This is a genomic window from Luteibacter sp. 1214 (assembly GCF_031455395.1).
Classification (GTDB): domain Bacteria; phylum Pseudomonadota; class Gammaproteobacteria; order Xanthomonadales; family Rhodanobacteraceae; genus Luteibacter; species Luteibacter mycovicinus.
Genome location: NZ_JAVDSQ010000001.1, coordinates 817,986 through 843,443, shown reverse-complemented (window position 1 = coordinate 843,443; position 25,458 = coordinate 817,986). Strand labels below are relative to the sequence as shown.

General features: G+C 64.6%; 22 protein-coding genes. 18 read left to right on the top strand and 4 right to left on the bottom strand.

Annotation, left to right across the window (positions count from 1 at the left end):
• Positions 1-98 precede the first annotated feature (98 nt).
• From cmk to J2X57_RS03465, 9 genes are all read left to right on the top strand, one after another.
• Positions 99-779 (top strand): (d)CMP kinase, encoded by a 681-nt coding sequence (gene cmk, locus J2X57_RS03505; RefSeq protein WP_079521488.1) that lies wholly within the window; start codon positions 99-101, stop codon positions 777-779.
• Positions 780-950: 171 nt separating this feature from the next.
• Complete coding sequence (gene rpsA / locus J2X57_RS03500) at positions 951-2,624, top strand: 30S ribosomal protein S1 (RefSeq protein WP_036113984.1); 1,674 nt, start codon at positions 951-953, stop codon at positions 2,622-2,624.
• Positions 2,625-2,685: 61 nt separating this feature from the next.
• Complete coding sequence (locus tag J2X57_RS03495; RefSeq protein WP_036113981.1) at positions 2,686-2,988, top strand: integration host factor subunit beta; 303 nt, start codon at positions 2,686-2,688, stop codon at positions 2,986-2,988.
• Positions 2,989-3,133: 145 nt separating this feature from the next.
• Positions 3,134-3,394, top strand: a complete 261-nt coding sequence (locus J2X57_RS03490) for a lipopolysaccharide assembly protein LapA domain-containing protein (RefSeq protein WP_043693444.1) — start codon at positions 3,134-3,136, stop codon at positions 3,392-3,394.
• Positions 3,391-4,563 (top strand): lipopolysaccharide assembly protein LapB, encoded by a 1,173-nt coding sequence (lapB, locus tag J2X57_RS03485; protein WP_036113976.1) that lies wholly within the window; start codon positions 3,391-3,393, stop codon positions 4,561-4,563. Before J2X57_RS03490 ends, lapB begins: the two co-directional genes overlap by 4 nt.
• Positions 4,560-5,594 (top strand): glycosyltransferase family 4 protein, encoded by a 1,035-nt coding sequence (locus tag J2X57_RS03480; RefSeq protein ID WP_309863806.1) that lies wholly within the window; start codon positions 4,560-4,562, stop codon positions 5,592-5,594. Before lapB ends, J2X57_RS03480 begins: the two co-directional genes overlap by 4 nt.
• Positions 5,581-7,479, top strand: a complete 1,899-nt coding sequence (locus tag J2X57_RS03475; RefSeq protein ID WP_036113973.1) for a nucleoside-diphosphate sugar epimerase/dehydratase — start codon at positions 5,581-5,583, stop codon at positions 7,477-7,479. Before J2X57_RS03480 ends, J2X57_RS03475 begins: the two co-directional genes overlap by 14 nt.
• A complete protein-coding gene (locus J2X57_RS03470; RefSeq protein WP_036113970.1) occupies positions 7,476-8,351 on the top strand; it encodes a UTP--glucose-1-phosphate uridylyltransferase in 876 nt (291 codons plus the stop codon). Before J2X57_RS03475 ends, J2X57_RS03470 begins: the two co-directional genes overlap by 4 nt.
• Before the next feature lie 154 nt (positions 8,352-8,505).
• Positions 8,506-8,910 (top strand): DUF2628 domain-containing protein, encoded by a 405-nt coding sequence (locus J2X57_RS03465; protein WP_036113966.1) that lies wholly within the window; start codon positions 8,506-8,508, stop codon positions 8,908-8,910.
• A 120-nt stretch (positions 8,911-9,030) separates the two neighbouring features.
• Here J2X57_RS03465 and J2X57_RS03460 read toward each other — a convergent pair whose 3' ends face one another.
• The gene (locus tag J2X57_RS03460) at positions 9,031-10,614 is read right to left on the bottom strand and encodes an amidase (protein WP_309863800.1); all 1,584 of its coding nucleotides are present in this window, start codon (positions 10,612-10,614) and stop codon (positions 9,031-9,033) included.
• Positions 10,615-10,714: 100 nt separating this feature from the next.
• Here J2X57_RS03460 and J2X57_RS03455 point away from each other — a divergent pair, with 100 nt between their 5' ends.
• Both J2X57_RS03455 and J2X57_RS03450 read left to right on the top strand, forming a co-directional pair.
• Entirely contained in the window at positions 10,715-11,419 is a 705-nt protein-coding gene (locus tag J2X57_RS03455) for a c-type cytochrome (protein ID WP_309863797.1), read from the top strand.
• Positions 11,420-11,423: 4 nt separating this feature from the next.
• Positions 11,424-12,644 carry a cytochrome c gene (locus tag J2X57_RS03450; protein WP_309863793.1) on the top strand — a complete coding sequence of 407 codons (1,221 nt, stop codon included), beginning with the start codon at positions 11,424-11,426 and terminating at the stop codon, positions 12,642-12,644.
• Here the strand turns inward: J2X57_RS03450 and J2X57_RS03445 are convergent.
• Positions 12,620-13,150, bottom strand: a complete 531-nt coding sequence (locus J2X57_RS03445; RefSeq protein WP_309863790.1) for a mismatch-specific DNA-glycosylase — start codon at positions 13,148-13,150, stop codon at positions 12,620-12,622. The genes J2X57_RS03450 and J2X57_RS03445 overlap by 25 nt on opposite strands.
• Before the next feature lie 71 nt (positions 13,151-13,221).
• Between J2X57_RS03445 and J2X57_RS03440 the strand changes: the two genes are divergently transcribed.
• Together J2X57_RS03440 and J2X57_RS03435 are read left to right on the top strand one after the other, a co-directional pair.
• Complete coding sequence (locus J2X57_RS03440; RefSeq protein WP_309863787.1) at positions 13,222-14,340, top strand: mechanosensitive ion channel domain-containing protein; 1,119 nt, start codon at positions 13,222-13,224, stop codon at positions 14,338-14,340.
• Between the two features lie 118 nt (positions 14,341-14,458).
• Entirely contained in the window at positions 14,459-15,013 is a 555-nt protein-coding gene (locus J2X57_RS03435) for a DUF1003 domain-containing protein (RefSeq protein ID WP_309863784.1), read from the top strand.
• Between the two features lie 136 nt (positions 15,014-15,149).
• On the opposite strand, the gene typA is transcribed toward J2X57_RS03435, so the two are convergent.
• On the bottom strand, positions 15,150-16,994 hold the full coding sequence (gene typA / locus J2X57_RS03430) for a translational GTPase TypA (RefSeq protein WP_036113947.1): 1,845 nt from the start codon (positions 16,992-16,994) through the stop codon (positions 15,150-15,152).
• 126 nt (positions 16,995-17,120) lie between these two features.
• Positions 17,121-19,331, bottom strand: coding sequence for a pilin (locus J2X57_RS03425; protein ID WP_309863779.1), 2,211 nt, complete (start codon positions 19,329-19,331; stop codon positions 17,121-17,123).
• A 165-nt stretch (positions 19,332-19,496) separates the two neighbouring features.
• Between J2X57_RS03425 and J2X57_RS03420 the strand changes: the two genes are divergently transcribed.
• The 5 genes from J2X57_RS03420 (at position 19,497) to J2X57_RS03400 (ending at position 25,359) form a co-directional block, all read left to right on the top strand.
• Positions 19,497-21,251: a 3-hydroxybutyrate oligomer hydrolase family protein gene (locus J2X57_RS03420; RefSeq protein ID WP_309863776.1), complete on the top strand. Its 1,755-nt coding sequence runs from the start codon at positions 19,497-19,499 to the stop codon at positions 21,249-21,251.
• A gap of 126 nt (positions 21,252-21,377) precedes the next feature.
• Positions 21,378-21,884, top strand: a complete 507-nt coding sequence (locus J2X57_RS03415; protein ID WP_309863773.1) for a peptidylprolyl isomerase — start codon at positions 21,378-21,380, stop codon at positions 21,882-21,884.
• Between the two features lie 105 nt (positions 21,885-21,989).
• Complete coding sequence (locus J2X57_RS03410) at positions 21,990-23,189, top strand: aminotransferase class I/II-fold pyridoxal phosphate-dependent enzyme (protein WP_309863769.1); 1,200 nt, start codon at positions 21,990-21,992, stop codon at positions 23,187-23,189.
• Positions 23,190-23,226: 37 nt separating this feature from the next.
• Entirely contained in the window at positions 23,227-24,210 is a 984-nt protein-coding gene (locus J2X57_RS03405; RefSeq protein WP_036113936.1) for a malate dehydrogenase, read from the top strand.
• A gap of 207 nt (positions 24,211-24,417) precedes the next feature.
• Positions 24,418-25,359, top strand: coding sequence for a cation diffusion facilitator family transporter (locus tag J2X57_RS03400; protein ID WP_036113934.1), 942 nt, complete (start codon positions 24,418-24,420; stop codon positions 25,357-25,359).
• Positions 25,360-25,458 lie beyond the last annotated feature (99 nt).

The following is a 25,458-nucleotide window of genomic DNA, read 5'->3' as shown; positions in this document are numbered from 1 at the left end:
CGTTCGGGCGCTTGTAGCACGCAAGGGCGGTCGCGTCCATGCGCCGACTGCCGGGCGTCGACGCGATATCATGCTCGTTTCGCGAACGAGGTTTCCCCATGGCCCCATCGGCTGCTGCCCCTGTCCTGACCATCGATGGGCCCTCGGGCTCGGGCAAGGGCACCATCAGCCGCTTGGTGGCGGAGAAACTCGGCTGGCACCTGCTGGACTCCGGCGCCCTCTACCGGGCGGTGGGCTACGCGGCGGGCGAGGAGGGCATCGATCTGTCCGATGTCGACGCGGTGACCCGCTGCGCTCAGACCGTGAAGATCCGCTTCAAACCCAGTCCCAGTGGCGATGAGACCTACATTCTGGTCAACGGCCACAACGCCACGGACGAGCTGCGGACCGAGACGGCCGGGGCCGCGGCCTCGGCCATCGCGGTGATCCCCAGCGTCCGCCAGGCCCTGGTGGACATGCAGCACGGCTTCCGCAAGGCCCCGGGGCTGGTCGCCGACGGCCGGGATATGGGGACGGTGATTTTCCCGGATGCGGCGCATAAGTTCTTCCTCACGGCCAGTGCCGCCGAGCGCGCGAAAAGGCGCTATAAGCAGTTGAAGGATAAGGGGCTGAGCGTTACACTTGCCGTCCTTCAACGAGAGATCGAGGCTCGCGACGAGCGTGACGCGTCGCGGCTCGTGGCCCCGTTGAAGCCCGCCGAGGGCGCCGTGGTGATCGATACCACCGGCATGCCGATCGACGTGGTGGTGGAAAGAGTATTCGCCGTGGTGCGTCCGTAAGGGCGCATCCGGCACGACCCCCGCGCAGTGTGCGCGGGATATTGGCAACGGCGCGGAGCGGCCCCATAACAGCCCTCTTATTGCGCCCACAACCGGTGGGTCCCCTGTCCGCACGCGTTCATTGATGTTACGCAGGCGCCGGGTACGACCTTTCATAACCCTGGAATCAACATGACTGAAAGTTTTGCCGAACTGTTTGAACAGAGCCAGCAGGCCATTTCGAAGCTGAAGCCCGGCTCCATCGTCACGGGTATCGTTGTGGAAATCCGCAACGACGTGGTGGTGATCAACGCCGGCCTGAAGAGCGAAGGCATCGTCCCCATTGAGCAGTTCAAGGACGAGAACGGCGCGCTCGAAGTGGAAGTGGGCGACGAAGTCAAGGTCGCGCTCGATGCGCTCGAGGACGGCTTCGGCGAGACCAAGCTCTCCCGTGAGAAGGCCAAGCGTTCGATGGTGTGGGACGACCTCGAGCAGGCGTTCGACAAGGAAGAGACCATCACCGGCAAGATCTCCGGCAAGGTCAAGGGCGGCTTCACGGTCGACATCAAGGACGTCCGCGCATTCCTGCCGGGCTCGCTGGTCGATGTGCGTCCGGTCCGTGACCCGGTTTACCTCGAGGGCAAGGACCTCGAGTTCAAGATCATCAAGCTCGACCGCAAGCGTAACAACGTCGTCGTCAGCCGCCGCGCGGTTGTCGAGACCGAGTTCTCGGAAGAGCGCGAGAAGCTCCTCGAGCGCCTGACCGAAGGTGCCGTCGTCAAGGGTGTGGTCAAGAACCTCACCGATTACGGCGCATTCGTCGACCTCGGCGGCATCGACGGCCTGCTCCACATCACCGATATGGCGTGGAAGCGCGTGCGTCACCCGTCGGAAGTGGTCAACGTCGGCGACGAGCTGGACGTCCGCGTCCTCAAGTACGACCGCGAGCGCAACCGCGTTTCGCTCGGCCTCAAGCAGCTCGGCGACGATCCGTGGGTCGCCATCGCCCGCCGTTACCCGGTCGGCAGCCGTCTGTTCGGCAAGGTCTCCAACGTCACCGATTACGGCTGCTTCGTCGAGATCGAGCCGGGCGTCGAAGGCCTGGTGCACGTCTCCGAAATGGACTGGACCAATAAGAACGTCAACCCGGCCAAGGTCGTGCAGGTCGGTGACGAGACGGAAGTCATGGTCCTCGACGTGGATGAAGAGCGTCGTCGTATCTCCCTCGGTATCAAGCAGACCCGCTCGAACCCGTGGGAAGCCTTCGCCGCCATGCACAAGAAGGGCGACAAGGTTTCCGGTCAGATCAAGTCGATCACCGATTTCGGTATCTTCATCGGTCTGGAAGGCGGCATCGACGGTCTCGTCCACCTGTCCGACATCTCCTGGCAGGCTTCGGGTGAAGACCTCGTTCGCAACTTCAAGAAGGGCGACGAAGTCGAAGCCGTGGTTCTGGCGGTCGATCCGGAACGTGAGCGCATCTCCCTCGGCATCAAGCAGATGGAGCAGGATCCGTTCGGTCAGTTCATGGCCACGAATCCGCGCGGCACCATTCTGAATGGCACCGTGAAGGAAGTGGACGCGAAGGGTGCGGTCATCGACCTCGGTGAAGGCGTCGAAGGCTACATCCGTGCCAACGACATCGCCAAGGAGCGCGTGGAAGATGCCACGACGCACCTGAAGGTCGGCGATGCCGTCGAGGCGAAGTTCACCGGTATGGATCGCAAGGGCCGTCAGCTCCAGCTGTCGATCCGTGCGAAGGACGAAGAGGACGTGGCTGACGCCATGGCCGATTACGCTTCGGCTGCCGGTGGTACGACCAAGCTCGGCGCTCTCCTCAAAGAGCAGATGAACAAGGCCGACTAACCGTCGGGCGAGGGGCGGTTCGCCGCCCCTCGCTGTTTGCTTGACAGGAACCAGGGGACCCATGACAAAGTCGGAACTGATCGAGGCGCTGGCGCGGCGCCAGACCCACCTTGCGTTCAGCGACGTGGAACTCGCCGTCAAGAGCGTGCTCGAACAGATGAGCCATGCCCTGTCCACGGGGGAGCGCATCGAGATCCGCGGCTTCGGCAGCTTTGCGCTGCACTTCCGTCCGCCACGCATGGGGCGTAACCCCAAGACCGGCGAAGCGGTTGCCCTACCGGGTAAGCACGTGCCACATTTCAAACCTGGCAAGGAGTTGCGCGAACGCGTAAACCTCGTCGAGGAAACCAACGCCGCGCTCTGACGCGGCGTTTTTTTTGGTCGCGGGGCGGGGTGACCTCCGTCTTGCCGCCTGGCATCCATCGGGCACGACATTCCCGTCTGGCCAACCTGTATGAAAGGCCAACCGCGCCGCACCATCGCGTTCACGATTCGGGTACAGTCCGGGAATGCGCCTTCTTGTCATACTTTTCCTATTGCTTTTCGTCGCCGTGGGCGTCGTGTTCGGTGCGCTGAACGCCGATCTCGTGACCTTCGATTTCGGCTTCGCCAGAGGCTCCCTGCCCAAGGGCGGCACGATCCTCGCCGCCGTGCTCGTGGGCTGGATTCTGGGCGGACTCACCGCCTGGCTCGGCACGTCGTTCGCCCATCGGCGCCTGCGCCGTCGCGAGCGCAAGGAACGCAAGGTAGGCAGCGCGACGACCGCATGAATCCGATCTGGTTGCTGGCGCTCGTTCCACCCCTGGCCTTCGCCAGCGGCTGGTGGTTTGCCCGGCGTACTCATACGCGACGCTCCGGCGAGCGAGTCAATGAGCTTTCCTCCGATTACTTCCGGGGCCTGAACTACCTTCTCAACGAGGAGCAGGACAAGGCGCTGGAAGTGTTCCTGCGTCTGGCGGAATACAACCGGGACACGGTCGAGACCCATCTCGCGCTGGGTAACCTGTTCCGCAAGCGCGGCGAGGTGGATCGGGCGATTCGTCTCCACCAGCACCTAGTATCCCGGCAGGGTCTTTCGGACGAAATGAAGACGGTGGCCTTGCTCGAGCTGGGTGAGGACTACATGCGGGCGGGCTTGCTGGATCGCGCTGAGACCCTGTTTTCCGATCTGGTCGCGATGGATGCGCTGGCACCCTCGGCCCTCCGGCATCTGATCGCGATCTATCAGCACGAGCGCGAATGGCATAAGGCCATCGACCACGCGCGTCGGCTCGAAACCATGACGAGCGAAGATGAGTCGGCGATGATCGCGCAGTTCTACTGCGAGCTGGCCGAACAGTCGCGACAGCATGGCGCCCGTACCGAAGCCCGCGAGTACATCCGCGAAGCGTTCGCCTGCCAGCAAGACTGCGTACGGGCACACATGATCGCGGGTCGTCTTTCGTCGGAAGACGACGATCTTCCGGGTGCCATCGGCTCCTACGAGGCCGCCATCGCCGCCGACATCGCGTTCGTTCCCGAGATTCTGCCGCCGCTGCTCAACTGCTACGCGCGCTCCCAGCAGATGGACCGCGCCGAGACCTTTCTGCGCGAGATCATGGAGCGCTATCACGGTATCTCACCGGTGCTGGCTCTCACCCGTTTGTACGAGGGAAGGGACGGCGAACGGACGGCCATCGACTTCCTGACCGGGCAGCTGCGCAAGCGTCCGTCGGTGCGTGGCCTGATGGCGCTGATCGACGCGACCATGGACAAGGTCTCCGGCGAGGCCCGCGAGAACTATCTTATCCTGCGCGACCTCACCCGCAAGCTGCTCGAGGGGCAGGCGATGTATCGCTGCAGCCGCTGCGGCTTCGGCGCCAAGGCCCATCACTGGCAGTGCCCGAGCTGCAAGAGCTGGGGTACGGTCCGGCCCATCCATGGCGTCGCCAACGAATGACGCCCGTCATCAGTATCGGTCCGACTCTCGTCGCCTGTGTCCTGGCCGCGTTCGTCGTCTCCTTCGCTTCGGTCCGCGCCACGATTGCCTATGCCCATCGACGCGGCATGCTCGACGAGCCGGGGCGCCGGCGCTCGCACAGCACCCCGACCCCTCGCGGGGGCGGCATCGGCATCGTGCTCGGCGCTCTGGCGGGCATGCCGGCAGGACTGCTTTTGTTGCCTGTCTCGCCAGGGGCTGCGACGGTTGGCGCCTTTTCCGTGGCGACGATCGCCATCGCCGGCATTGGCTGGCTGGACGATCACGGTTCACTGCCGATCAAGCCGCGCCTGTTGATTCAGCTGGCGGCGACCCTGCTGCTGTGCGTGGCCGTGGCATCGTCCACGGCAAGCCTGTGGTGGGCGCTTCCCCTGCTGCTGGCGGGCGTCTGGTGCGTCAACCTGCACAATTTCATGGACGGTATCGACGGTCTGGCCGCGCAGCAGGCCGTCTTCTTCGGTGCCGCCTCCGCCGCCCTTGCCTGGTCGGCCGGTAGCCCGGCCATTGCCGGTGCGGGGTTGGCCATGGCCGCGGCATCGCTGGGTTTCTGGTGGTTCAACCGGTCGCCGGCCCGTATTTTCATGGGGGACGTCGGCAGCGCCACCCTCGGCCTCATGGTCTTTGCCCTGTCGGCCATGCTCTGGGCCTGGCGCACGAACCTACTCTGGCCGGCGCTGATCTTCTCGTCGGCCTTCGTCATCGACGCGACTTTGACGCTGCTCGTGCGAATGCTGCGCGGTGCGCGCTGGTACACTCCGCACCGCGAACACCTTTACCAGTGGCTCGTGAGGCGGGGTTCGTCACATCGAAGGGTAGCCCTGGGCTACCTCGCATGGAACGTTCTCGTCTGCGTTCCCGTCGCATGGATCGCGTTCCGCTACCCGGCGGTGGCGCCCGTGTGTTTCGGGGCGACATACGTGTTGGGGGCAGCGGTCTGGCGTACTGGCAAGCGTTACGGCTTGCGTCGAAGGGAGCGACATGTTTCTGCGTAAGTTCATCGGCATCATTCATCCACGTACGGCGGTCGTCGCGCACGACCTGGCCATGGCGGCGCTCGCCTGGTGGATTGCAAAAACGCTGCGCTATGCGCTGATGCCGGATCTGGCACCGGTCTCGTACCTGCCGATGGAATTCCCCATCGTGTTGCTGGTGCAGGGTGCGGTGTTCAACTGGACAGGCCTTTATAAAGGTGTCTGGCGCTTCGCCAGTCTGCCCGATCTCTGGAACATCATCCGCGCGACCGTCATCGGCGCCCTGATCATCGGCCTGGCCATGGTCATGTACGCGCGCCTCGACGGCGTGCCACGCTCGGTCCTGCTCGTCTATCCGGTCGTGCTGGTGGTGCTGCTTGGCGTCCCACGCCTCAGCTACCGCTTCTGGAAGGACAGCCGTATCGACCTGTTCCAGTCGGCGCCGACCAAGCGTGTGCTTATCGTCGGTGCCGATCGTGCGGGCGAGGCGCTGTCTCGCGACCTGCGTCGCGACAGCCGCTACAGCGTCATCGGCTTCGTCGACGACAACCTGGCCCTGCGCGGCGCGCAGATCGGCGGCATCCCCGTGCTGGGCACCGTCGACCAGCTGGCCGAATTGTCGAAGGCCGTCGCGGTCCAGATGCTGCTGATCGCGGTACCGGGCGCCACGACCGCGCAGATGCGTCGCATCGTCGCCTTCTGCGAAAGCACGGGCCTGCCATTCCGTACGGTGCCCCGCCTCGAGGACGTCGTCGCCGGTCGTGCCCAGTTCAACGAAATCAAGGAAGTCGCCATCGAGGATCTTCTCGGCCGCGACGCCGTGGAACTCGACTGGACGGCCATCCGCGAGAACATCAGCGGCGGTCGTGTGCTGGTCACCGGCGGTGGCGGATCGATCGGTTCGGAGCTTTGCCGTCAGGTCGCGCGGCTGGGCGCCGCCTCACTGACCGTGGTCGAGATGTCCGAATACAATCTTTATCGGATTGGTCAGGAGCTGACCTCGGCCTACCCGGAACTGATCTTCAACGGTGTGCTGGCCGATGCCCGCGATGCCACGGCGATCAATCGCCTGTTCCAGGAGACACAGCCGCAGATCGTCTTCCACGCGTCCGCCTACAAGCACGTGCCCATGTTGCAGGGTCAGCTGCGCGAGGCGTTCCGCAACAACGTGCTCGGCACCCGCGTGGTAGCCGACGCCGCCGTGCGCTGTGGTGCCGCATCGTTCGTGCTGATCTCCACCGACAAGGCGGTCAATCCGACGTCGGTGATGGGCGCCTGCAAACGCATGGCGGAAATCTGGTGCCAGAACCTCGCGGCGCATACCTCTACACGTTTCATTACGGTTCGCTTCGGTAATGTTCTGGATTCCGCCGGTTCGGTGGTCCCATTGTTCCGCCGGCAGATTCGCCAGGGCGGTCCGGTGACGATCACCCACCCGGAGATCTCGCGCTACTTCATGACCATTCCCGAGGCCTGCCAGCTGATTCTTCAGGCGGCGACCCTCGGCAAGGGTGGCGAGATCTTCGCGCTCGACATGGGTGACCCGGTGAAGATCCGCGATCTGGCTGAACAGATGATCCGTCTGGCAGGCAAGCGTCCCGGCTCTGACATACAGATTGTTTATACGGGTCTTCGCTCGGGTGAGAAGCTGTTCGAAGAATTGTTTCACCCGTTGGAGAATTATACGAGCACGACCCACGCGAAGATTTTTCAGGCGCAGCATCGCCAGGTCTCGTGGGAAATGCTTCAGGTTCAGCTGGCCAGGGCCGAAGAGGCCGTGGCGGCGTTCGATGAAGAAACCCTGCGTCGGTGCGTGTCGCAGCTGTTGCCTTCGTTCCGCTGGAGCGAGCCGCAGAGCGACAACGTGCTGCCGCTACGCCGCAACGAAAGTGGAGACATCGCATGACCCAACCCCTGCGCAAGGTCGTATTTCCCGTCGCTGGCCTCGGTACGCGCTTCCTCCCGGCGACCAAGGTGGTGGCGAAGGAAATGCTGCCGGTGCTCGATCGGCCGTTGATCCAGTACGCCGTGGACGAGGCCGTGGACGCCGGTGCCGACACGCTGGTGTTCGTCACCAACCGTTACAAGCACGCCATCGCGGACTACTTCGACAAGGCTTACGAGCTGGAAGAGAAGCTGGCCGAAAAGCACAAGGATGAGCTGCTAGAAATCCTTCGCGGCATTCTTCCGCGTCACGTGCGCTGCGTCTTCGTGACCCAGCCCGAAGCTCTGGGTCTGGGCGACGCCGTCGCGCGTGCCCAGGCTGTCGTCGGTGATGAGTACTTCGGCGTGGTGCTGCCGGACGATCTGATCTGGTCGCGTGGCAAGGGTGCGCTTCGCCAGATGGCCGAGGCGGCTTTCGAACACAAGGCCGGCGTCATCGCGGTGGAAGACGTTCCTGCCACCGACACCGACAAGTACGGCATCGTGGATGCGCTGGAGAAGGTCAACGACCGCACCACCATCATCAAGACGATGGTCGAAAAGCCGAAGCCGGAAGACGCTCCGTCGACGCTGGGCGTGGTCGGCCGTTACGTGCTGCCGCCGCAGATCTTCGATTACCTGAAGAACACGCGCCCGGGCGCAGGTAACGAAGTCCAGCTGACCGACGCCATCGCCAATTACCTCAAGGACGAAGGCAAGGTGCTCGCCTATCGTTTCTTCGGCGATCGCTACGACTGCGGTAACAAGGCGGGCCTCGTGCGCGCGACGCTGGCCATGGCGATGGAAGATCCGAAGCTCGCCCCGATCGTCCGCGAGTTTGCCAATAAGCCGTAAGGCGACGTCGGTACCCGCACACAAGCCCGCACTCCTGTGCGGGCTTTCTTTTTTGTGCGCACCGGAACCGCGATTGCATGGTTACGTAACGCCGTTACGTGCGTAACATCCCGCGATCGCGCATCCCGCGCGGCATCCCATCAGGAGTTAAATCATGGCGGAAGCCGAATTTGTCAGCGACCCGAGCCTCAACGCGAAGTGGAATACGCGCTTCGCTTTCTTCGAGCGTTTCGGCGGTCCCAGTTCTCCGCAGTACAAGGCGGAGCTGAAGAAGCTTCCCTTCAGACAGAAGCTCATCGTCAACGGTAACTTCTTCGCGTTCTTCTTCGGGCCGATCTACTTCTTCATTCTGGGTCTCTGGAAGAAGGCCCTGGTGATCCTCGGTCTCGAAGTCGCCATCATCATCGCGCTGATGATCTTCAATGCACCCGATGGTTTCTACCGCGGCGTCGGCACGGGTTTCAACGTGTTCTACATGCTGGTCGCCAACTACGCCTACTACCTGAAGCGGGTGAAGGGTCAGGACAACTGGAGCCCGTTCGAGGGCATGCGTCTCTGACGACGGACGTCTGCCGCTCCCGGCAGGATCCAGCCCTGCTGGCGATGGGTGCTTGCGACAGGGCCCATCGCCGACAAGGTTGGCTCCCTCCAGAGCCATGGCATCGGCAGGGTTGCTGGCTTACTTGATCGGTACCGTCGGCAGGAACTTCGGGCGCTGGTAGGCTTGGGCTTTTTGCTCGACGCCGTAAGCGATGCCGATCAACGTCGGCTCGCTCCATTTCGTGCCGAAGAAGACAACCCCCACGGGTAGCTCGTGCGCGAACTCCACCGGCAGGGTGATCGACGGATAGCCGGCGATGGCCGCGGGAGCGGAAACCCCGCCAACGGTAGGATCGCCGCTGACCACATGGTCGCCAAGCACCAGATCGTTGACGAACGCCGGGCCCCAGCTCGGCGCGAGCAGGGCGTCGAGGTGGTCTTTTGCCAATGCCGCATCGATGCCTTCCGGACCCGCGAGACGCTGGTTGCGATCGCGCATCTCGATGTACTTCGGATCGGTGATGTCGCCCTTGTCCTGCGCCTGCAGGAACAGTTCCTGCCCGAACCACGGCATCTCCTTCGCGGCTTCGCGATTGTTGAACGCGATGAGGTCGGCGAGGTTCTTCATCGGCTGATCGGGCCGGCTGGCGAGATATGCATCGATCCCGTGTTTGAACTCATAAAGCAGTACGTCGATCTCGTGTTCGCTCAGTTCCTTCAGGTGAGGGATCTCGACGTTGTCGACCACCGTCGCGCCTTGTGCTTTGAGTAGCGCGATGGTGTGTTCCAGCGCGCGATCCGCGTTCGGCTCGATACCCGCCAGCTGACGCGCCACACCGATGCGCTTGCCACGCAGCGCGTTCGGGTCGAGGAACTTCGTGTAGTCGGTGGCGTGCTTGTCCGCGTCCTTCGTGGCCGGGTCGCGCGGGTCACTGCCGGCGATGGCGCCGAGCACCGCCGCCGCGTCGGCCACGCTGCGTGCCATCGGCCCCGCGGTGTCCTGGCTGCTGGAGATGGGGATGATGCCGGTGCGGCTTACGAGGCCTACCGTGGGCTTGATGCCGACCAGTCCCGTCATCGACGCAGGACAGATGATCGAGCCGTCGGTCTCGCTGCCGATCGCCGCCGTGGCGAGGCCTGCCGCGACGGCGGCGCCTGAGCCCGCGCTGGAACCGCAGGCGTTGCGGTCGAGGACGTAGGGGTTGAGGGTGAGGCCGCCGCGCCCGGTCCATCCGCTGGTCGCATGGTTGGAGCGCATGTTGGCCCATTCGCTGAGGTTGGTCTTGCCGAGGATCACGGCACCGGCCTTGCGCAGCTTCGCCGCCACGGCGGAATCGTGAGGCGCGGGCTTCGTCGCCAGGGCCAGCGAGCCAGCCGTGGTGAGCATGCGGTCGCCGGTGTCGATGTTGTCCTTCAGCAGGATCGGGATGCCCGCCAGCGAGCCTTTGCGCGGCGCCTTGCCGGCGGTGGACAGTGCGTCCGGATTGACTTCGAGCACGGCGTTGATCGACGGCCCGGCCTTGTCGAGCGTCTCGATGCGATGGAGGAAGAGTCGGGTCATGTCCGCCGGCGTCAACGCACCCGTGGCATAGGCTTGCCGCAGGGTCGCGATGGAGGCGAAGGCGTCATCGTCACCGGCGTCGCGCGCTTTGGCTGCACCGCAGCTCGAACTGAGTACGAGCGCCGCGGCGAGCGCGGCCGGCCTGATCCCTACATGCTGCATATGTCTTTTCCCCCTGGCGACACGGTGATGGCTGAGGCCAATCTACCCCAAGTCGCGCGTGGCTATACTGGCCCGATGCCTCGTCAGCCAGGGAGTGCCCATGCGTCGTCTCCTCAGCCGGTTCGCCGCTGCCGCTATCGCCTGTTTCGCCATATCCGTCGGGGCGGAGGACGCGCCGACCGTACCCGACACGCTGCTGCAACGCATCGCGGCATGCACGAGCTGCCACGGAGTGCACGGGGAGGGTGGCGACAACGGCTTCAACCCACGACTCGCCGGCAAGCCGGCGGGCTATCTGCACCGGCAGATGCAGGATTTTCAGAAGGGTCTGCGTCACTACCCGATCATGGAGTACACCGTCGCTCCGCTGAGCGACGAATACATGCGCGAGATCGCCGACTACTTCGCCGCGCAGCAGGTGCCTTATACGAAGCAGCCGGCCCCCGCGATGTCGCCCCAGGCGACCGCACGCGGGGAGGAGCTGGTGACGCGCGGTGACCCGGCGCGCGGCGTGCCTGCCTGCATGGCGTGTCACGGCGCCAACCTCACGGGCGTGCAACCCGATATTCCCGGGCTGGTAAATCTGCCGTACGACTACATCAGCGCGCAGCTGGGTTCCTGGCGTACGAATACCCGCAACACCATCACGCCCGACTGCATGGCGACGATCGTCAGTCGCCTCAGCGATGCCGATATCAGCGCGGTGTCGGCATGGCTGGCGACCCGGCCGGTCCCTGCGGACGCGCATGCCGAGGTGGCGGGAAGTGTGACCCCACCCATGCGCTGCGGCGTGCTCGGAGGCTGAGTCGATGACGCTGACGATCCGACTCATCGCTTTTCTTGCCCTGGCCTTCGCGACAGGTGTCGTCCCGGCCAGCGACATCGTCGAACGAGGTCGTTACCTTACCCTGGCCGGTGACTGCGCCTCTTGCCACACGACGCGCGGCGGGGCGCCGTTTTCAGGCGGACGGGTGATCGGTACGCCGTTCGGTGCGATCCCCGCACCCAACCTCACGCCCGACCGGGACACCGGCCTTGGTGCGTGGAGCGCGGACGATTTCTACCGTGCGATGCACAACGGGAAAGGGCACGACGACCGCTCGTTGTATCCCGTCTTCCCCTTTACGTCGTATACGAAGGTCACGCGTGCCGACACCGATGCCATCTTCGCTTACCTGAAATCGCTGCCGCCGGTGAAGCGCGCTTCCATCGAGCCGATATTGCGCTGGCCTTACAGCATGCGGTCGCTGATCGCTTCGTGGCGGCTGTTGTATTTCGACGAAGGCGAGTTCGTCCAGGACCCGAAGCGGTCCGCCGCGTGGAACCGCGGCGCTTATCTGGCGCAGGGCCTTGGCCATTGCAACGAGTGTCACGCGAACCGCAACGCGTTCGGCGCGATGGTGTCGGAGCCGTATCTTGCCGGAGGCATCATTCCGGTACAGAACTGGTACGCGCCGGATCTGTCGATGGGCCCCAACGGCGGGCTGGCGGGATGGAGCGAAGCCGATGTGGTCGCGCTGCTGAAGACCGGACGCTCGGCGAAAGGTACGGCGTTCGGGCCCATGGCGGAGGTGGTTTTGCAGAGTACGCAGCACCTGACCGACGACGACCTCGCCGCGATGGCGACGTACCTCAGGTCATTGCCGGAACGCGATCCTCCCGCGCAACGCGAGTCGGCCGCCAACGCTCGCGATCTCGCACGCACCGGTCAGAAGGTCTACGTCGAACAATGCGCGGACTGTCATGGCGTCGACGGTCATGGCAAGGGCGATGCGTACCCGCCGCTCGACCTTAACGCTTCGGTGACCGAACCTACGGGTATCAATGCGATCCGCATGGTGCTGAGCGGTGGATTCGCTCCGGCGACGCGCGACAATCCACGCCCGTATTCGATGCCACCATTCTCGCAGAAGCTCAGCGACGATGACGCCGCCGCGGTGGTGACCTATATCCGCCAGGCCTGGTCGAACAAAGCGGCGTCGGTGTCGCCGAATGACGTGCGCGCTTACAAGTCGACGCCGGGCGGCTGAGCACGCACGACGTCCGCCAGCTCCTGCCACAGACCGACGTCCCAGGAGCGGCGGGCCTGTCCGGAGGGCGAAGGCAAGACGAACACCATGGTGTCGCCGATGTTCGTTGGCTGTCGCCCGTAGGTCGCCTGCCTGCCGAGTGCATGGCGTCCGGCATGCTTGCTGGTAAAGGCAAGTACGCGGGGAGCGAAGCGAAGTACCTTGGCACGCAGCGCGTCGATATCGAAAGCCTCCCGCGGCAGCTCGTTGTCGTTGCCGAAGTGAAATTTCGACAGGTCGGTCAGGCCGATACCGAAGCCCGGCATCGACGAATATTCGGACGGTGCGAGCAGGCGCGGCGTCAGACCGACCGCGTGCACCGTGCGCCAGAACATGTTGCCCGGATGCGCGTAATAGGCATGCTCCCGTGCCGACCGCGTACCCGCGGCGGTGCCACAGAACACCAGAGCGAGCCCCGGTTCCAGGACATCGGGGAGCACGAAAGCAGGGTTGTCGGCGGCGGTCATTTCGTTACTTTACCTTTACATTGCTGCGTCACAACAAAACGTGGACATCCGGGGGCTTAGGCTGGGCTCCCATGAACTTCTCCGACTGGATGCCCGATCTCTCGCATCCGTGGACACGTTTCGCGCTGACCGTCGTGGTCGCGCTGGCGGTCGCGGGTCTTCTTCGCCGCGCCGTCGACATGGTGCTGCGTCGCTTCGCCCTCCGCCATCCGCGTGGGGCGAGCATCATCGCCCGCGCCAAGGCGCCTATGGATGTGATCGTGCCGCTGGCGATGCTGCTGCTGGCCTTCCGCGGGGCGCCCGACGAGCCCGCGCGCCTGATCGACGGCATGGAGCATGTCATCGCGGTCGTGCTCATCGGGGCCTGCACGTGGTTTCTGGTCCGCTGCATCGGCGCGCTGGAAGCCACCGTATCGCGCTTCAACCCTATCGATCTCGAGGACAACCTCCGCGCTCGTCGCGTGCAGACCCAGGTGCGCGTGCTGTCCCGTACCGGCATGGTCGTCGTTATCGTCCTCGGCCTCGGCGTTGCCCTGATGACGTTCCCGGTCGTGCGCCAGTTCGGGGCCAGCCTCCTGGCATCGGCGGGTCTGGCCGGGCTGGCGGTCGGTCTCGCTGCCAAGCCGGTGCTCGGCAACCTGATCGCCGGCATTCAGATCGCGCTGACCCAGCCGATCCGCATCGACGATGTAGTGATCGTCGAAGGGGAGTGGGGAAGGATCGAAGAAATTACGAGCACGTATGTCGTGGTGGCCATCTGGGACGAGCGGCGGATGATCGTGCCGCTGCAGTATTTCATCGAAAACCCGTTCCAGAACTGGACGAGGACCAGCTCGCAGATCCTGGGTTCGGTCATGCTCTGGTTCGATTACGGTATTCCGCTGGACCCGCTTCGCGACGAGTTGCAGCGCATCTGCAAGGACGCCAACGAATGGGACGGTCGTGTCATCGTCCTGCAGGTGGTCGACGCCAGTGACAAAGCTATGCAACTGCGTGCATTGGTCAGTTCGTCGAATTCGGGCAAGTCGTTCGACCTGCGCTGCAAGGTTCGTGAGGGACTGATCGCCTTCGTCAGGCGTGAATTCCCGGCGTATCTGCCGCGCCTGCGCGGCGAACTCGAGAGCGAGCTCCGCGGTGTCGACGCCGCATCGCCCCCCTTCGCCAGCAAGCTGGCGAACGTACGCCGCTAGCGATCGACGGTTGTGTAGGAGCGACCCTGGTCGCGACCCCCATCGCCTCAAGCCCCCACCGTGATAGCTTTCCCGGCAAGAACCCCGTGCCGTCAACGCATCACGCCAGGAGCCCCCGATGGCAGCTAACGAACACCCTCACGAACACGCCGCTCAGCACTGGTTCGCCAAGGGCCTGAACGACCTGGGCCACGCCGAACGCCGCCTGATCGACCGACTCATGCAGCGCAAGCTCGTCGCCGAGAACGTCAACGACGTCTTCGGCTCGGACATGACCTTCGGCGAGCGCCTCGCCGACAAGGTGTCGCGGTTCGGCGGTTCGTGGACCTTCATCATCGTGTTCGCCGTGATCCTGGCATCCTGGACCGGCTTCAATTCGTGGATCCTGCACGCGCCATTCGATCCCTACCCGTACATTTTCCTCAACCTGCTGCTCTCGATGCTCGCCGCCATCCAGGCGCCCGTGATCATGATGAGTCAGAACCGCCAGGCCGAGAAAGACCGTCTCGACGCCGCCAACGATTACAAGGTCAACCTCAAGGCCGAGATCGAGATCATGGGCCTGCACGAGAAGATCGACCAGATGCGTACCGATCAGCTCAAGCGCATGCTGGTGAAGCAGCAGGAGCAGATCGACCTGCTGCTTAAGCTGGTCCGCGAGCGAGACGAGTAAGCCACCCCGTCGAGCCCCGCTCTGGTAGGAGCCAGCCCTGCTGGCGAAAGCCAACGAAGCAGTGAAGCAGCACCCGCCAACAAAAAAGGCCCGGCAAATTGCCGGGCCTTTTTTTCAGATTGCGATGTCGCCGCAATTAACCGCGCGACGCCTTCTTACGATCGCCTTCCGTCAGGAACTTCTTCCGCATGCGGATTTCCTTCGGGGTGACTTCGACCAGCTCGTCGTCGTCGATGAAGTCCAGGGCCTGCTCCAGCGTGAACTTGGTCGCCGGGGTCAGCTGAATCGCATCGTCCTTACCGGAGGCGCGCATGTTGGTCAGCGGCTTCGGCTTGATCGCGTTAACGGTGAGGTCGTTGTCCTTGGCATGGATACCGATGAGCTGGCCTTCGTACACCGCATCACCTTCGGCGGCGAACAGCTTGCCACGCTCCTGGAGGGGCCCAAGCGAGTAGGCCGGGGTGTTGCCGCCGGCATTTGCGATCATCACACCGTTCTGGCGCTTGGCGATGGGAGCCGGGGTGTACGGACCGTAGTGCTTGAACACATGGAACAGCAGGCCCGAGCCCTGGGTCAGGGTCTTGAACTGGTTCTGGAAGCCGATCAGGCCACGGGCCGGAATCTCGTACTCGAGACGCACGCGACCGTTACCGTCCGAGACCATGTTCTTCAGTTCACCCTTACGGATGCCCAGGCGCTCCATCACGCCGCCCTGGTGGATCTCTTCGATGTCGATCACCAGTTCTTCGATCGGCTCCATCTTCTGGCCGTCGATTTCCTTGAGGATGACTTCCGGACGCGACACGGCCAGCTCGTAGCCTTCGCGACGCATGTTTTCGATCAGCACCGAAAGATGCAGTTCGCCGCGGCCCGAGACCAGGAACTTGTCGGCGTCGGAGCCGTCTTCGACGCGGAGGGCGACGTTGTGCACTTTCTCGCGATCCAGGCGCTCACGCAGCTGACGGCTGGTCAGGAACTTGCCGCCCGACAGGTCCTTGTTGCCGACGAACGGCGAGTTGTTGACCTGGAAGGTCATGCTGATCATCGGCTCGTCGACGCTCAGCGCGGGCAGCGCTTCCGGCGTATCCGGCGCGGTCAGCGTGTCGGAAATGGTCAGGTCGGGAATGCCCGAGATGGCGACGATGTCGCCGGCTTCGGCACTGTCCTGCTCGATACGCTCGAGGCCCAGGAAGCCCAGCACCTGGACGATCTTGCCCTGACGCTTCTTGCCTTCGCGATCGATGACGGCGACCTGCATGCCCTTCTTCAGGGTGCCGCGCTGCACGCGACCGATGCCGATCACGCCGACGAAGTTGTTGTAGTCCAGCTGGCTGATGCGCATCTGGAAGGGGCCTTCCGGATCGACGTCCGGCCGCGGCGCGTGCTGCATGATCGCTTCGTACAGCGGGGTCATGTCACCTTCGCGGGCGTTCTCGTCGAGCGAGGCATAACCGTTGAGCGCCGATGCGTAAACGATCGGGAAGTCCATCTGCTCATCGGTGGCGCCGAGCTTGGCGAACAGGTCCCAGACCTGCTCGACGACCCACTCCGTACGGGCGGCGGGGCGGTCGACCTTGTTGACGACGACGATGGGCTTGAAGCCCATGGCGAAGGCCTTCTGGGTGACGAAGCGCGTCTGCGGCATCGGGCCGTCCATCGCGTCGACCAGGATCAGCACGGTGTCGACCATCGACAACACGCGCTCGACTTCACCACCGAAGTCGGCATGCCCCGGGGTGTCGACGATGTTGATGCGGTTCTTGACGCCCGTCTTCTTGTCTTCCCAGGTGATGGCCGTGTTCTTGGCCAGGATCGTGATGCCACGTTCCTTTTCCTGGTCGTTCGAATCCATGACGCGCTCGGCGAGCACGGTACGCTCGTTGAGCGTGCCCGACTGCTTCAGAAGCTGGTCGACGAGGGTGGTCTTGCCATGGTCGACGTGAGCGACGATGGCGATGTTGCGCAGGAATTCGATCGACATGCGTTATGCGCCGGCGTAAAGCCGGATCGCCTCTTTGGTTTGGGAAGCCGCCGATTATAAAGGAAATTGACGACTTTCGCATGACGGGCGAGGCTCCGTTCAGGAACCCCGCCCGGCAGACCGGTTTCAGAGCCCGGGCAACGCGTCCCGGCAGCTTGCCGGCAGGTATTTCTCGTCGATGCCTTCGCCCGAGCAGGTCCAGCCGACCTTACCGCCCTCGACCCTGGGCAGCAGGATCAACTGGCCACCGTCGAGCTTGGGATCGGCCTTGTGCGGGGCTTCGCCATCGAGGTTGACGGTGATTTCGCCACCCTGGCCGACCTCGACCGAGCTGACGTAGTCGTTACCGAGGGCTTCCCCATCGCCCAGGCCGGCCGCCTTGTTGCTGGCGGGAAACTTCCCCGTGGTCAGGCGGTGCTCGGCCACGGCGGTCTTGACCGGGTCGGCGGCGGACAGGGCGCCGGCCACCTGGCTGCGCAGCGTGTACTCCTGGTACTGGGGGACGGCGATGGCGGCGAGGATGGCGGTGCCGGCGATGACCGTGACGCCGCCACCTTCACCGACGAGCTCGACGGGGGAGTGCTCGTAGGTGAGCGAAAAGCCCAGAGTGTCCTTGTCGGCTTCGAGCGCCGCGCCCAGAACGCCCTGGTCCGGAAGGCCAAGTGTGTGAGCCGATGGCAGGGTGCTGATGTCGGCATCGGAACCGGTGGCCCCCGCGACGAACTGCAGGAGCGACAGATACAGATAGTAGGCGTCGCGCTGGGCTCCATGGGTGGTCGCGGTGAAGCCCGCCACCGTGCGCTGGCCCGGGTAAGACCTTGCCTTGAACCAGTCATCCAGCGAAGTGTCGGGTCCGGCGGCCGCGCGATCGGACAGGGCCTGAGGGACTTTGGCAAAGACAGCCCAGTCGCCTTCTTCCGTCCACCATGTACGGCCGCCGAAGCGATCGACCATCCGCATGAACGCACGCATGGACGGGTCGCTGTCCGGCGGCAGGTTCGTGGCAGCCTGTCCTGGGATCGACAGCCAGTGCACCTCGGCGCCGTCGACCTTCGCCGTGCCGGTTTTCCAGCCGTTGCCCTTGTTCTGGTCAATCAGCTCGTGCCAGCCCTTCCAGTCGCGGACGCGTGTAGCGTAGTAAAGGCCAGCATCGTCGGCGAAGACGACCGTCTCCGGGCCGAACCATGCCGTGTATCGCTCAGGATCGAAGTGGTAGCGCTTCGAGAGGCGGTCGACGCTTTCGTGGAATGCCTTCGCGCCTTCCGCTCCGAAGTCGAGATTGAGATTGCCTTCGAAGGCTTTCCACGTCTCGGCGGTCGGCGTATTCAGGGTGACGGCCCAATGGGGCGCGCCGACGCTCTTTACCGTCGGCGCAAAGGACGTCGGCGACAGGTACTGCAGCAGGCGGGCCTGAGGCGCGTGCACCAGTAGCTGAAGCTGCCCGCGACCATTGACGGTGCCAGCGCCGAAGGCCACGGCGTCCGCCTTGGAAGCGAAGTCGGCCGGCAACCGGCCCAGCGGGGAATCGCCGGCCTGTGCCGCGGCAACGGCGCCGATGCCGCGCATGCTGATCCAGCCGAAGAAGCCCTCGCCCGAGGTGTCGATGCGTGGCTCGAGCGCCGAGAGGCTGGCCGGTGCCGTAGCGGCCGTGGCCTTGTCGACGTCGGCAATGAGCGTGTTCAGGGCGGTTCCGTCGATGCCGGGCTGCTCGGCGGCCAGCCCCTTCATGTGTCCTGTCACCCAAAGGCGGCGCGTGGTGACGTCGTAATGCAACGCTCCGCCGTCGGACGCGAGTTGTCCGTTGCCTTGCGCGTCGAGCGGCGCCTTGAGTAGCGGGGTTTCGCCGCCGAGGCTCTTGAGGCGCGCGTTAAACGCATCGACCGACGGGAAGTCGAGCACGACTGTGACGACCACGCGCGACGTGAAAGAGGGGATGCCGAGGGGATCGACGATGATGCCCTCGATCGGCGACCGCAGGTCGCCGAGCAGGAGATTCGCAACCGGCGCGATTTTCAGGTCGGCGAGCAGTTTGTCCTTACCGATGCTTTCGCGAATCTTCGCGATCGCATCCAGGTGCGCCTTCGTCGAGAGGGCGGCATCCAGCGGGCGTCCTGCCGGGACCGCGCCGAGCATGCCCCACGGCGAAGGAATTCGCAGATACGCGACGGTCTGGGCGGGCAGGTGCTGACGTAACCATGCGGGCGAAGCGATGACGGCCTGCGCGGCGGCAACGGCCTTCGGATCGGCGGCGGGTGCTTCGTCTTTCTTGTGGCAGGCAGCCAGTCCCAGACCCGCGACGATCGCGGCGGACAGCAGGACGTTACGACGGGCAGTCATTGCTCAGTATCCCCTTGGGTTCTTCCGGCTCCTGCCGGGATCCGGAGCATACCTTGGCGCGCTGCGATATTTCGCGAGAACTTGCGTCGAACGTATCGGCGGAAACCTCACCCGCCGCTGACCGGTATGCTCGGTGCCTCTGCGTTCGCCACGAGATAGCGCGTCATGTCAGCACCCGACACCTTCGGCGATGTCCGCGTCACCACCCATCGCAATGGCGACGATCTTCTGAGCGCCGGTCTCGGCTTGCGCGGGCTGACGGGCACGTCCACGGCGTTCGCGCAGCCAACGTCGCCGACGCCTGCGGAGCTCCGGCGACGCGCCATCCAGAGCAGTTGGAAAGGTATAGCCGATCTGGGTCCGCTCGGCGGCTTCGGCATGCTTTACGGACAGGTGCCGGATGTACCAGGGCGCGAGTACACCGCGTTCGCCACGCTGTCTGGTGCACGTGCGTCACATCGTGTGCTGGCGCAGGTCCCCGATGATTTCGATCACGCGCAGCGCTGCCTGGTCGTCACCGCCTCGTCGGGATCGCGTGGCATCTATGGTGCGATCGCCCTCGCCGGAGGCTGGGGTCTGCCGCGAGGCTGCGCGGTGGCGTACACGGACAAAGGCGCGGGCGCGGGGTATTTCGATACCGGCGATAGAACGGGTGTGGCGCTCGACGGAACCCGGGCGAAGGCGGGGGAGGCGTCACTCGAATTCGAAGCTCAGGACGCGCCGCACGACGCGGGTATCGCGGTGAAGCACGCGCACTCGGGCGACAACCCGGAAGCGGACTGGGGTCGACACGTTTTGCAGGCGGCGCGTTTCGGTCTCGCCATGCTCGACCGCGCGTTTCCGGACGAGGCGCCGTTCACGCCGGAAAATACGCGCATCATCGCTACCGGCCTCTCAAATGGCGGCGGCGCCGTCCTGCGTGCCGCAGGCGACGACACCGACGGCATGCTGGCGGCGGTCGTCGCCCTCGAGCCCAACATCCACGTCGAAGGACATGGGCGGCCGTTCTACGACTATGCGACCGAGGCGGCCCTGCTGTTGCCTGCCGCCCTGGCGGCGCGTGAGTTCGACCGCGTGCCATTCGCGCGGGTCGGTGCGGTCTCGCCCCCGGCCTGGGCTTTGCGGGGTGCCGCGCTTCGTGCGCATGGACGGCTGAAGGCTTTCATGCCGGGCCCGCAGGCCGACGAAGCGCTGGCCATGCTGCGGGCGTCAAGCTGGGACGACGACGCCCTCAAGGTAGGCGCGTCCTCGACCTCGCTCGATCTCTGGCGGGCGGTCACGGCGGCGTATGCCTCCGCTTATATGCGGCGCCCGGCGGGCGCGATGCCCTGCGGGTTTTCATACCGGGCACAGCACGCGGGTGGGATCGCGGGTCCGGCCGAAGCGATTATCCGCGCCGCCTGGTGGGCGGAGGGTTCGGGCGTCCCCCCGGGGGCCGGGGTCATCCTTGCCGGCGGCACCGACTTCTCGCTCGATCCCACCCTGCCCGGCCATCTGAGCCTGCGTGACCTGTGGACGGGGCAGGGCGAGTATGCCGTCAGCCTGCGCGCTGGCGTGGCGGCTACAGCGGCGACGCTGCCACGCGCCGCGCTCCCGATCCTCATCGTGCACGGGGCGCAGGACGGGCTGATCCCCGTGGCCTTCAGTTCGGAGCCCTACGTGAAATGGCTGCGCGCCTCCGGCCGATCGCCTGTTTTCTGGAAGGTACCGTACGCGCAGCACTTCGATTCCTTCCTGGCCTTCCCGGACTTTGGAGACGGCCACGTGCCGCTGCTGCCTTACGGCTACGCGGCGCTGGACCGGGCCTGGGCGCACATCACGGAGGGCAGGGCGCTCCCGGAGGACGCCGCCGTGCGCGATACCCGCCCGCGAGGTGCCGGTCCTCTGACCGCCGAAGCGCTGGCCCTGCCACGGACCTGAACGCACCATCACGCCTTACCGCTTGAACTGTTGGGCAGGTGGCGCCATCTTCGTTAGCCTTTGCAGCCCACCGGACCGGCCGCTCGCAGTGGATAGTCCGATTTTCAACGAGTTACAGGAATTGCGATGACCATTACCGTCACCATGAAGACCAACAAGGGCGATATCCATCTCCGCCTGCACGACGACAAGACCCCGGTTACCGTGGCCAACTTCGTCAACCTGGCCAAGCGTGGCTACTACGATGGCAAGACGTTCCACCGCGTCATCCCCGACTTCATGATCCAGGGCGGTTGCCCCGAGGGTTCGGGCCGTGGCGGTCCGGGCTACAAGTTCGGTGACGAGTTCGACGCCAGCCTCAAGCACGACAAGCCGGGCGTCCTGTCCATGGCCAACGCCGGCCCGGGCACCAATGGCTCGCAGTTCTTCATCACCCACGGCGCCACCCCCTGGCTCGACGGCAAGCACAGCGTCTTCGGCGAAGTGGTCGGCCCGGACGACCAGGCCGTGGTCAACAAGATCGTCGGCGACGACACCATCGAGACGGTGACCGTCGAAGGCGACGTGGACGCGCTGCTCGAAAAGCAGGCCGCCCAGGTCGCGAAGTGGAACGAAGTGCTCGACAACCGCTGAGCGCCCGTAAGGCGTTGAAGCGTTTGAAACGCCGCCTCCGGGCGGCGTTTTCTTTTTGGGGCGTGTTAAAATGCCGCACTTTGCCCCACCCCCGACGAGGAAACGATGCCGCAGCTCGCCACGCGAATGGGTCGCGCCAAACCCAGTGCGATCATGGTCATTGCCGAGAAAGCCAAGCGCCTCAAGGCTGAAGGCCGCGACATCGTCAGCTTCTCGATCGGTGTCCCCAACTTCCTTCCCGGTGAGCACGTCTATGCCGCCGCCCGCGAGGCGTTGTCGAAGGACTCCGGCCAGTACGGCAGCAACCGTGGCGCCGATGCGCTGGTCGATGCCTTCCTGGTCCACATCGACGCTCTGGGTCTCACCGGCTACAAGCGCGAAAACGTCTCCACCGGCGTCGGTGCCAAACAGATCCTCTACAACCTGGCCGAAGCGCTGCTGGACGAAGGCGACGAAATCGCTTTCCCGGCCCCGTACTGGACCAGCTACCTCGACATCGCCGAGATCGTCGGGGCAAAGATCAACATCCTGCCGTGCCCGCCCGAGCAGCACTACAAGCTCACGCCCGCGCAACTGGACGAAGCGCTGGCGCGCAAGCCGCGTGTGTTCCTGTTCAACAACCCCTCCAACCCGACGGGCATGGTCTATACGCGCGATGAAATCGCCGCGCTGGCCGACGTCATCGCGAAGTATCCGGATACCTGGATCATCACCGACGACATCTACAACACGATGGTGTTCGACGGCGTGGGTTACCACAACTTCGTGCACGTCCGTCCGGAGCTGAAAGACCGCACGATCTTCGTCGATTCACTGTCGAAGACCTACGGCATGCCCGGCTGGCGCGTGGGCTTCATCGCCGCGCCGGAAACCGTCGCCAGGGCGGTCACCACGCTCAACTCCAATCACATCACCAGCCTGCCGGAAGTGGTCACCGCCGCCGCCGTCGCCGCGCTGGCCGGTCCGCAGGACGTCCCCGCGCAGAAGTGCGTCGAGTTCGCCGCGAAGCGCGACCGCGTCTACAACGCGCTGGTGTCCATTCCGGGCGTGGTCTGCCCACGTCCGCAGGGCGCGTTCTACGCGTTCCCGGACATCTCCGTGGCCTTTGGCAAGAAGCACAACGGCGTGGAGATCACCTCCGACGTCGACTTCTGCGCCGTGCTGCTCGATGCCAAGGGCGTGGCCTGCGTGCCGGGTTCCGCCTTCGGCGAGCCGCGCGCCCTGCGTATTTCCTATTCGTGCCCGGACGAGGCACTCGACAAGGGCATGGCCCGCATCGTCGAGTTCTTCGCCGAGCTGAGCTGATCGTCAGTCCCCCGCGATATCCCTGAGGAGTCGAAAGATGAAAGCACCCGTTCGCGTTGCCGTCACCGGCGCAGCCGGCCAGATCGGTTATGCCCTCCTGTTCCGTATCGCCGCTGGCGACATGCTCGGTCCCGACCAGCCGGTGATCCTGCACCTGCTCGAAATCACCCCGGCGCTGCCCACGCTGCAGGGCGTGGTGATGGAGCTCAACGATTGCGCCTTCCCGACCCTCGCGGGCGTGGTCGCCACCGATGACCTCAACGTCGCCTTCAAGGACGTCGATTACGCACTGCTGGTCGGCGCGCGTCCGCGTGGCCCCGGCATGGAGCGCAAGGACCTTCTGGAAGCCAACGGCGCCATCTTCGGTCCGCAGGGCAAGGCGCTGAACGACCACGCCAAGCGCGACGTGCGCGTGCTGGTCGTCGGCAATCCGGCCAATACCAATGCGCTGATCGCGCAGCAGAACGCTCCGGATCTCGATCCGAAGTGCTTCACCGCGATGGTTCGTCTCGACCACAACCGCGCGCTGTCGCAGCTGGCCGAGAAGACCGGTACGCACTCCACCGACATCAAGAAGCTGACGATCTGGGGCAACCACAGCTCGACCCAGTATCCGGACCTGCACACGACCACCGTCAAGGGCAAGCCGGCGCTCGATCAGGTCGACCAGGCCTGGTACGAGGGCGAGTTCATCCCGACCGTGCAGCAGCGCGGCGCGGCGATCATCAAGGCGCGTGGCGCATCGTCGGCCGCCTCGGCCGCTTCGGCCGCCGTCGATCATATGCGTGACTGGACGCTCGGTACGGCCGAGGGTGACTGGGTCTCGATGGGTATCCCGTCGGATGGCTCGTACGGTGTGGAGCCGGGCGTGATCTTCGGTTATCCGGTGACGGTCAAGGACGGCAAGTACGCCATCGTCCAGGGTCTGGAGATCAACGCGTTCTCTCAGGCGCGTATCGACGCGACCGAAAAGGAACTGCGCGAAGAGCGCGCTGGCGTGGAGCATCTGTTCGCGAAGTAATTCGCGACGGGTTTTGCGTTTGGGAAAGAGCCGCTCCGGTTGGGGCGGCTTTTTTTATGTTTTACCTCGTCGCATGGGTGGAGTTTCCGCGTCCGCGCATCGTTGGCTTTTCGCCCGCAGGGCGGGCTCCTACGGGTGAGCTGCCCTGCGGGCGAGGCTTGCTCATGCTTTACTTGCGGAACACACCCTGTCCGCGACGATGACCCCATGGCCGAAGGTTCAAAACTCGTCGTATACGTCGCGCTCGCGTCCAATGTCGCGATCGCTGTCGCCAAGTTCGTCGCCGCGGCGATCACCGGCAGCTCCGCGATGCTGTCCGAGGGCGTGCACTCCCTCGTCGACAGCATCAACGAGATCCTGCTGCTCTATGGGCTCAAGCGCTCCCAGCGACGTCCGGACCGCCAGCACCCGCTGGGTTTCGGTCGTGAACTCTACTTCTGGAGTTTCATCGTCGCGCTGCTGGTGCTGTCGCTCGGTGCCGGCTTCTCCTTGTACGAGGGCGTCAACCACATCCTGACGCCGGAGCCGCTCGAGGACCCGAAGACCGCTTACATCGTCCTCGCCGTGAGCGTGCTGTTCGAAGGCTCATCGTGGTGGCTGTCGCTCAAGAGTGTGCAGCGGAAGAAGGGCCGGCTCGGGTACTTCGAGGCGTTCCGTCGAAGCAAGGACCCGACCACTTACTCGGTGCTGTTCGAAGACACCGCGGCGTTGCTCGGTCTGGGCATCGCGGCCATCGGTATCTATCTGTCGCACGCGTTCAACGATCCGCGCATCGATGGCTGGGCCTCGGTGGGTATTTCGGTCGTGCTGGCGCTGGCGGCGATCGCGCTGGCTCGCGAGAGCAAGGAGCTGTTGATCGGTGAGCCCGCGCAGCCGAAGCTTCTGGCGCAGGTGTGCAACATCGCGGGCGAGGTACCCGGCATCGAGGCGGTCAATGGCGTGCTGACGGTGCAGGTCGGCCCCGACCACGTGCTGGTGGCGCTATCCGCGGCGTTCGACGATGCGTTGACGACGGTGCAGATCGAGGAATGCGTGCGCGAGATCGAGCGGCGGACGAAAGAGGCGAAGCTGCCGATCGTGGCGTTGTTCATCAAGCCGCAGACGCCGGAGCGGTGGCGGGAACGCCTGAACGAGCTGGACGGCAGGTAGGAGCGCGCCTTGCGCGCGATTTGGAGGGTGCTGCTGGCGCCCATCGCCCGCAGGGCGGGCTCCTACAGAAAATCGCACGACCCGACACAGATCGCGCGA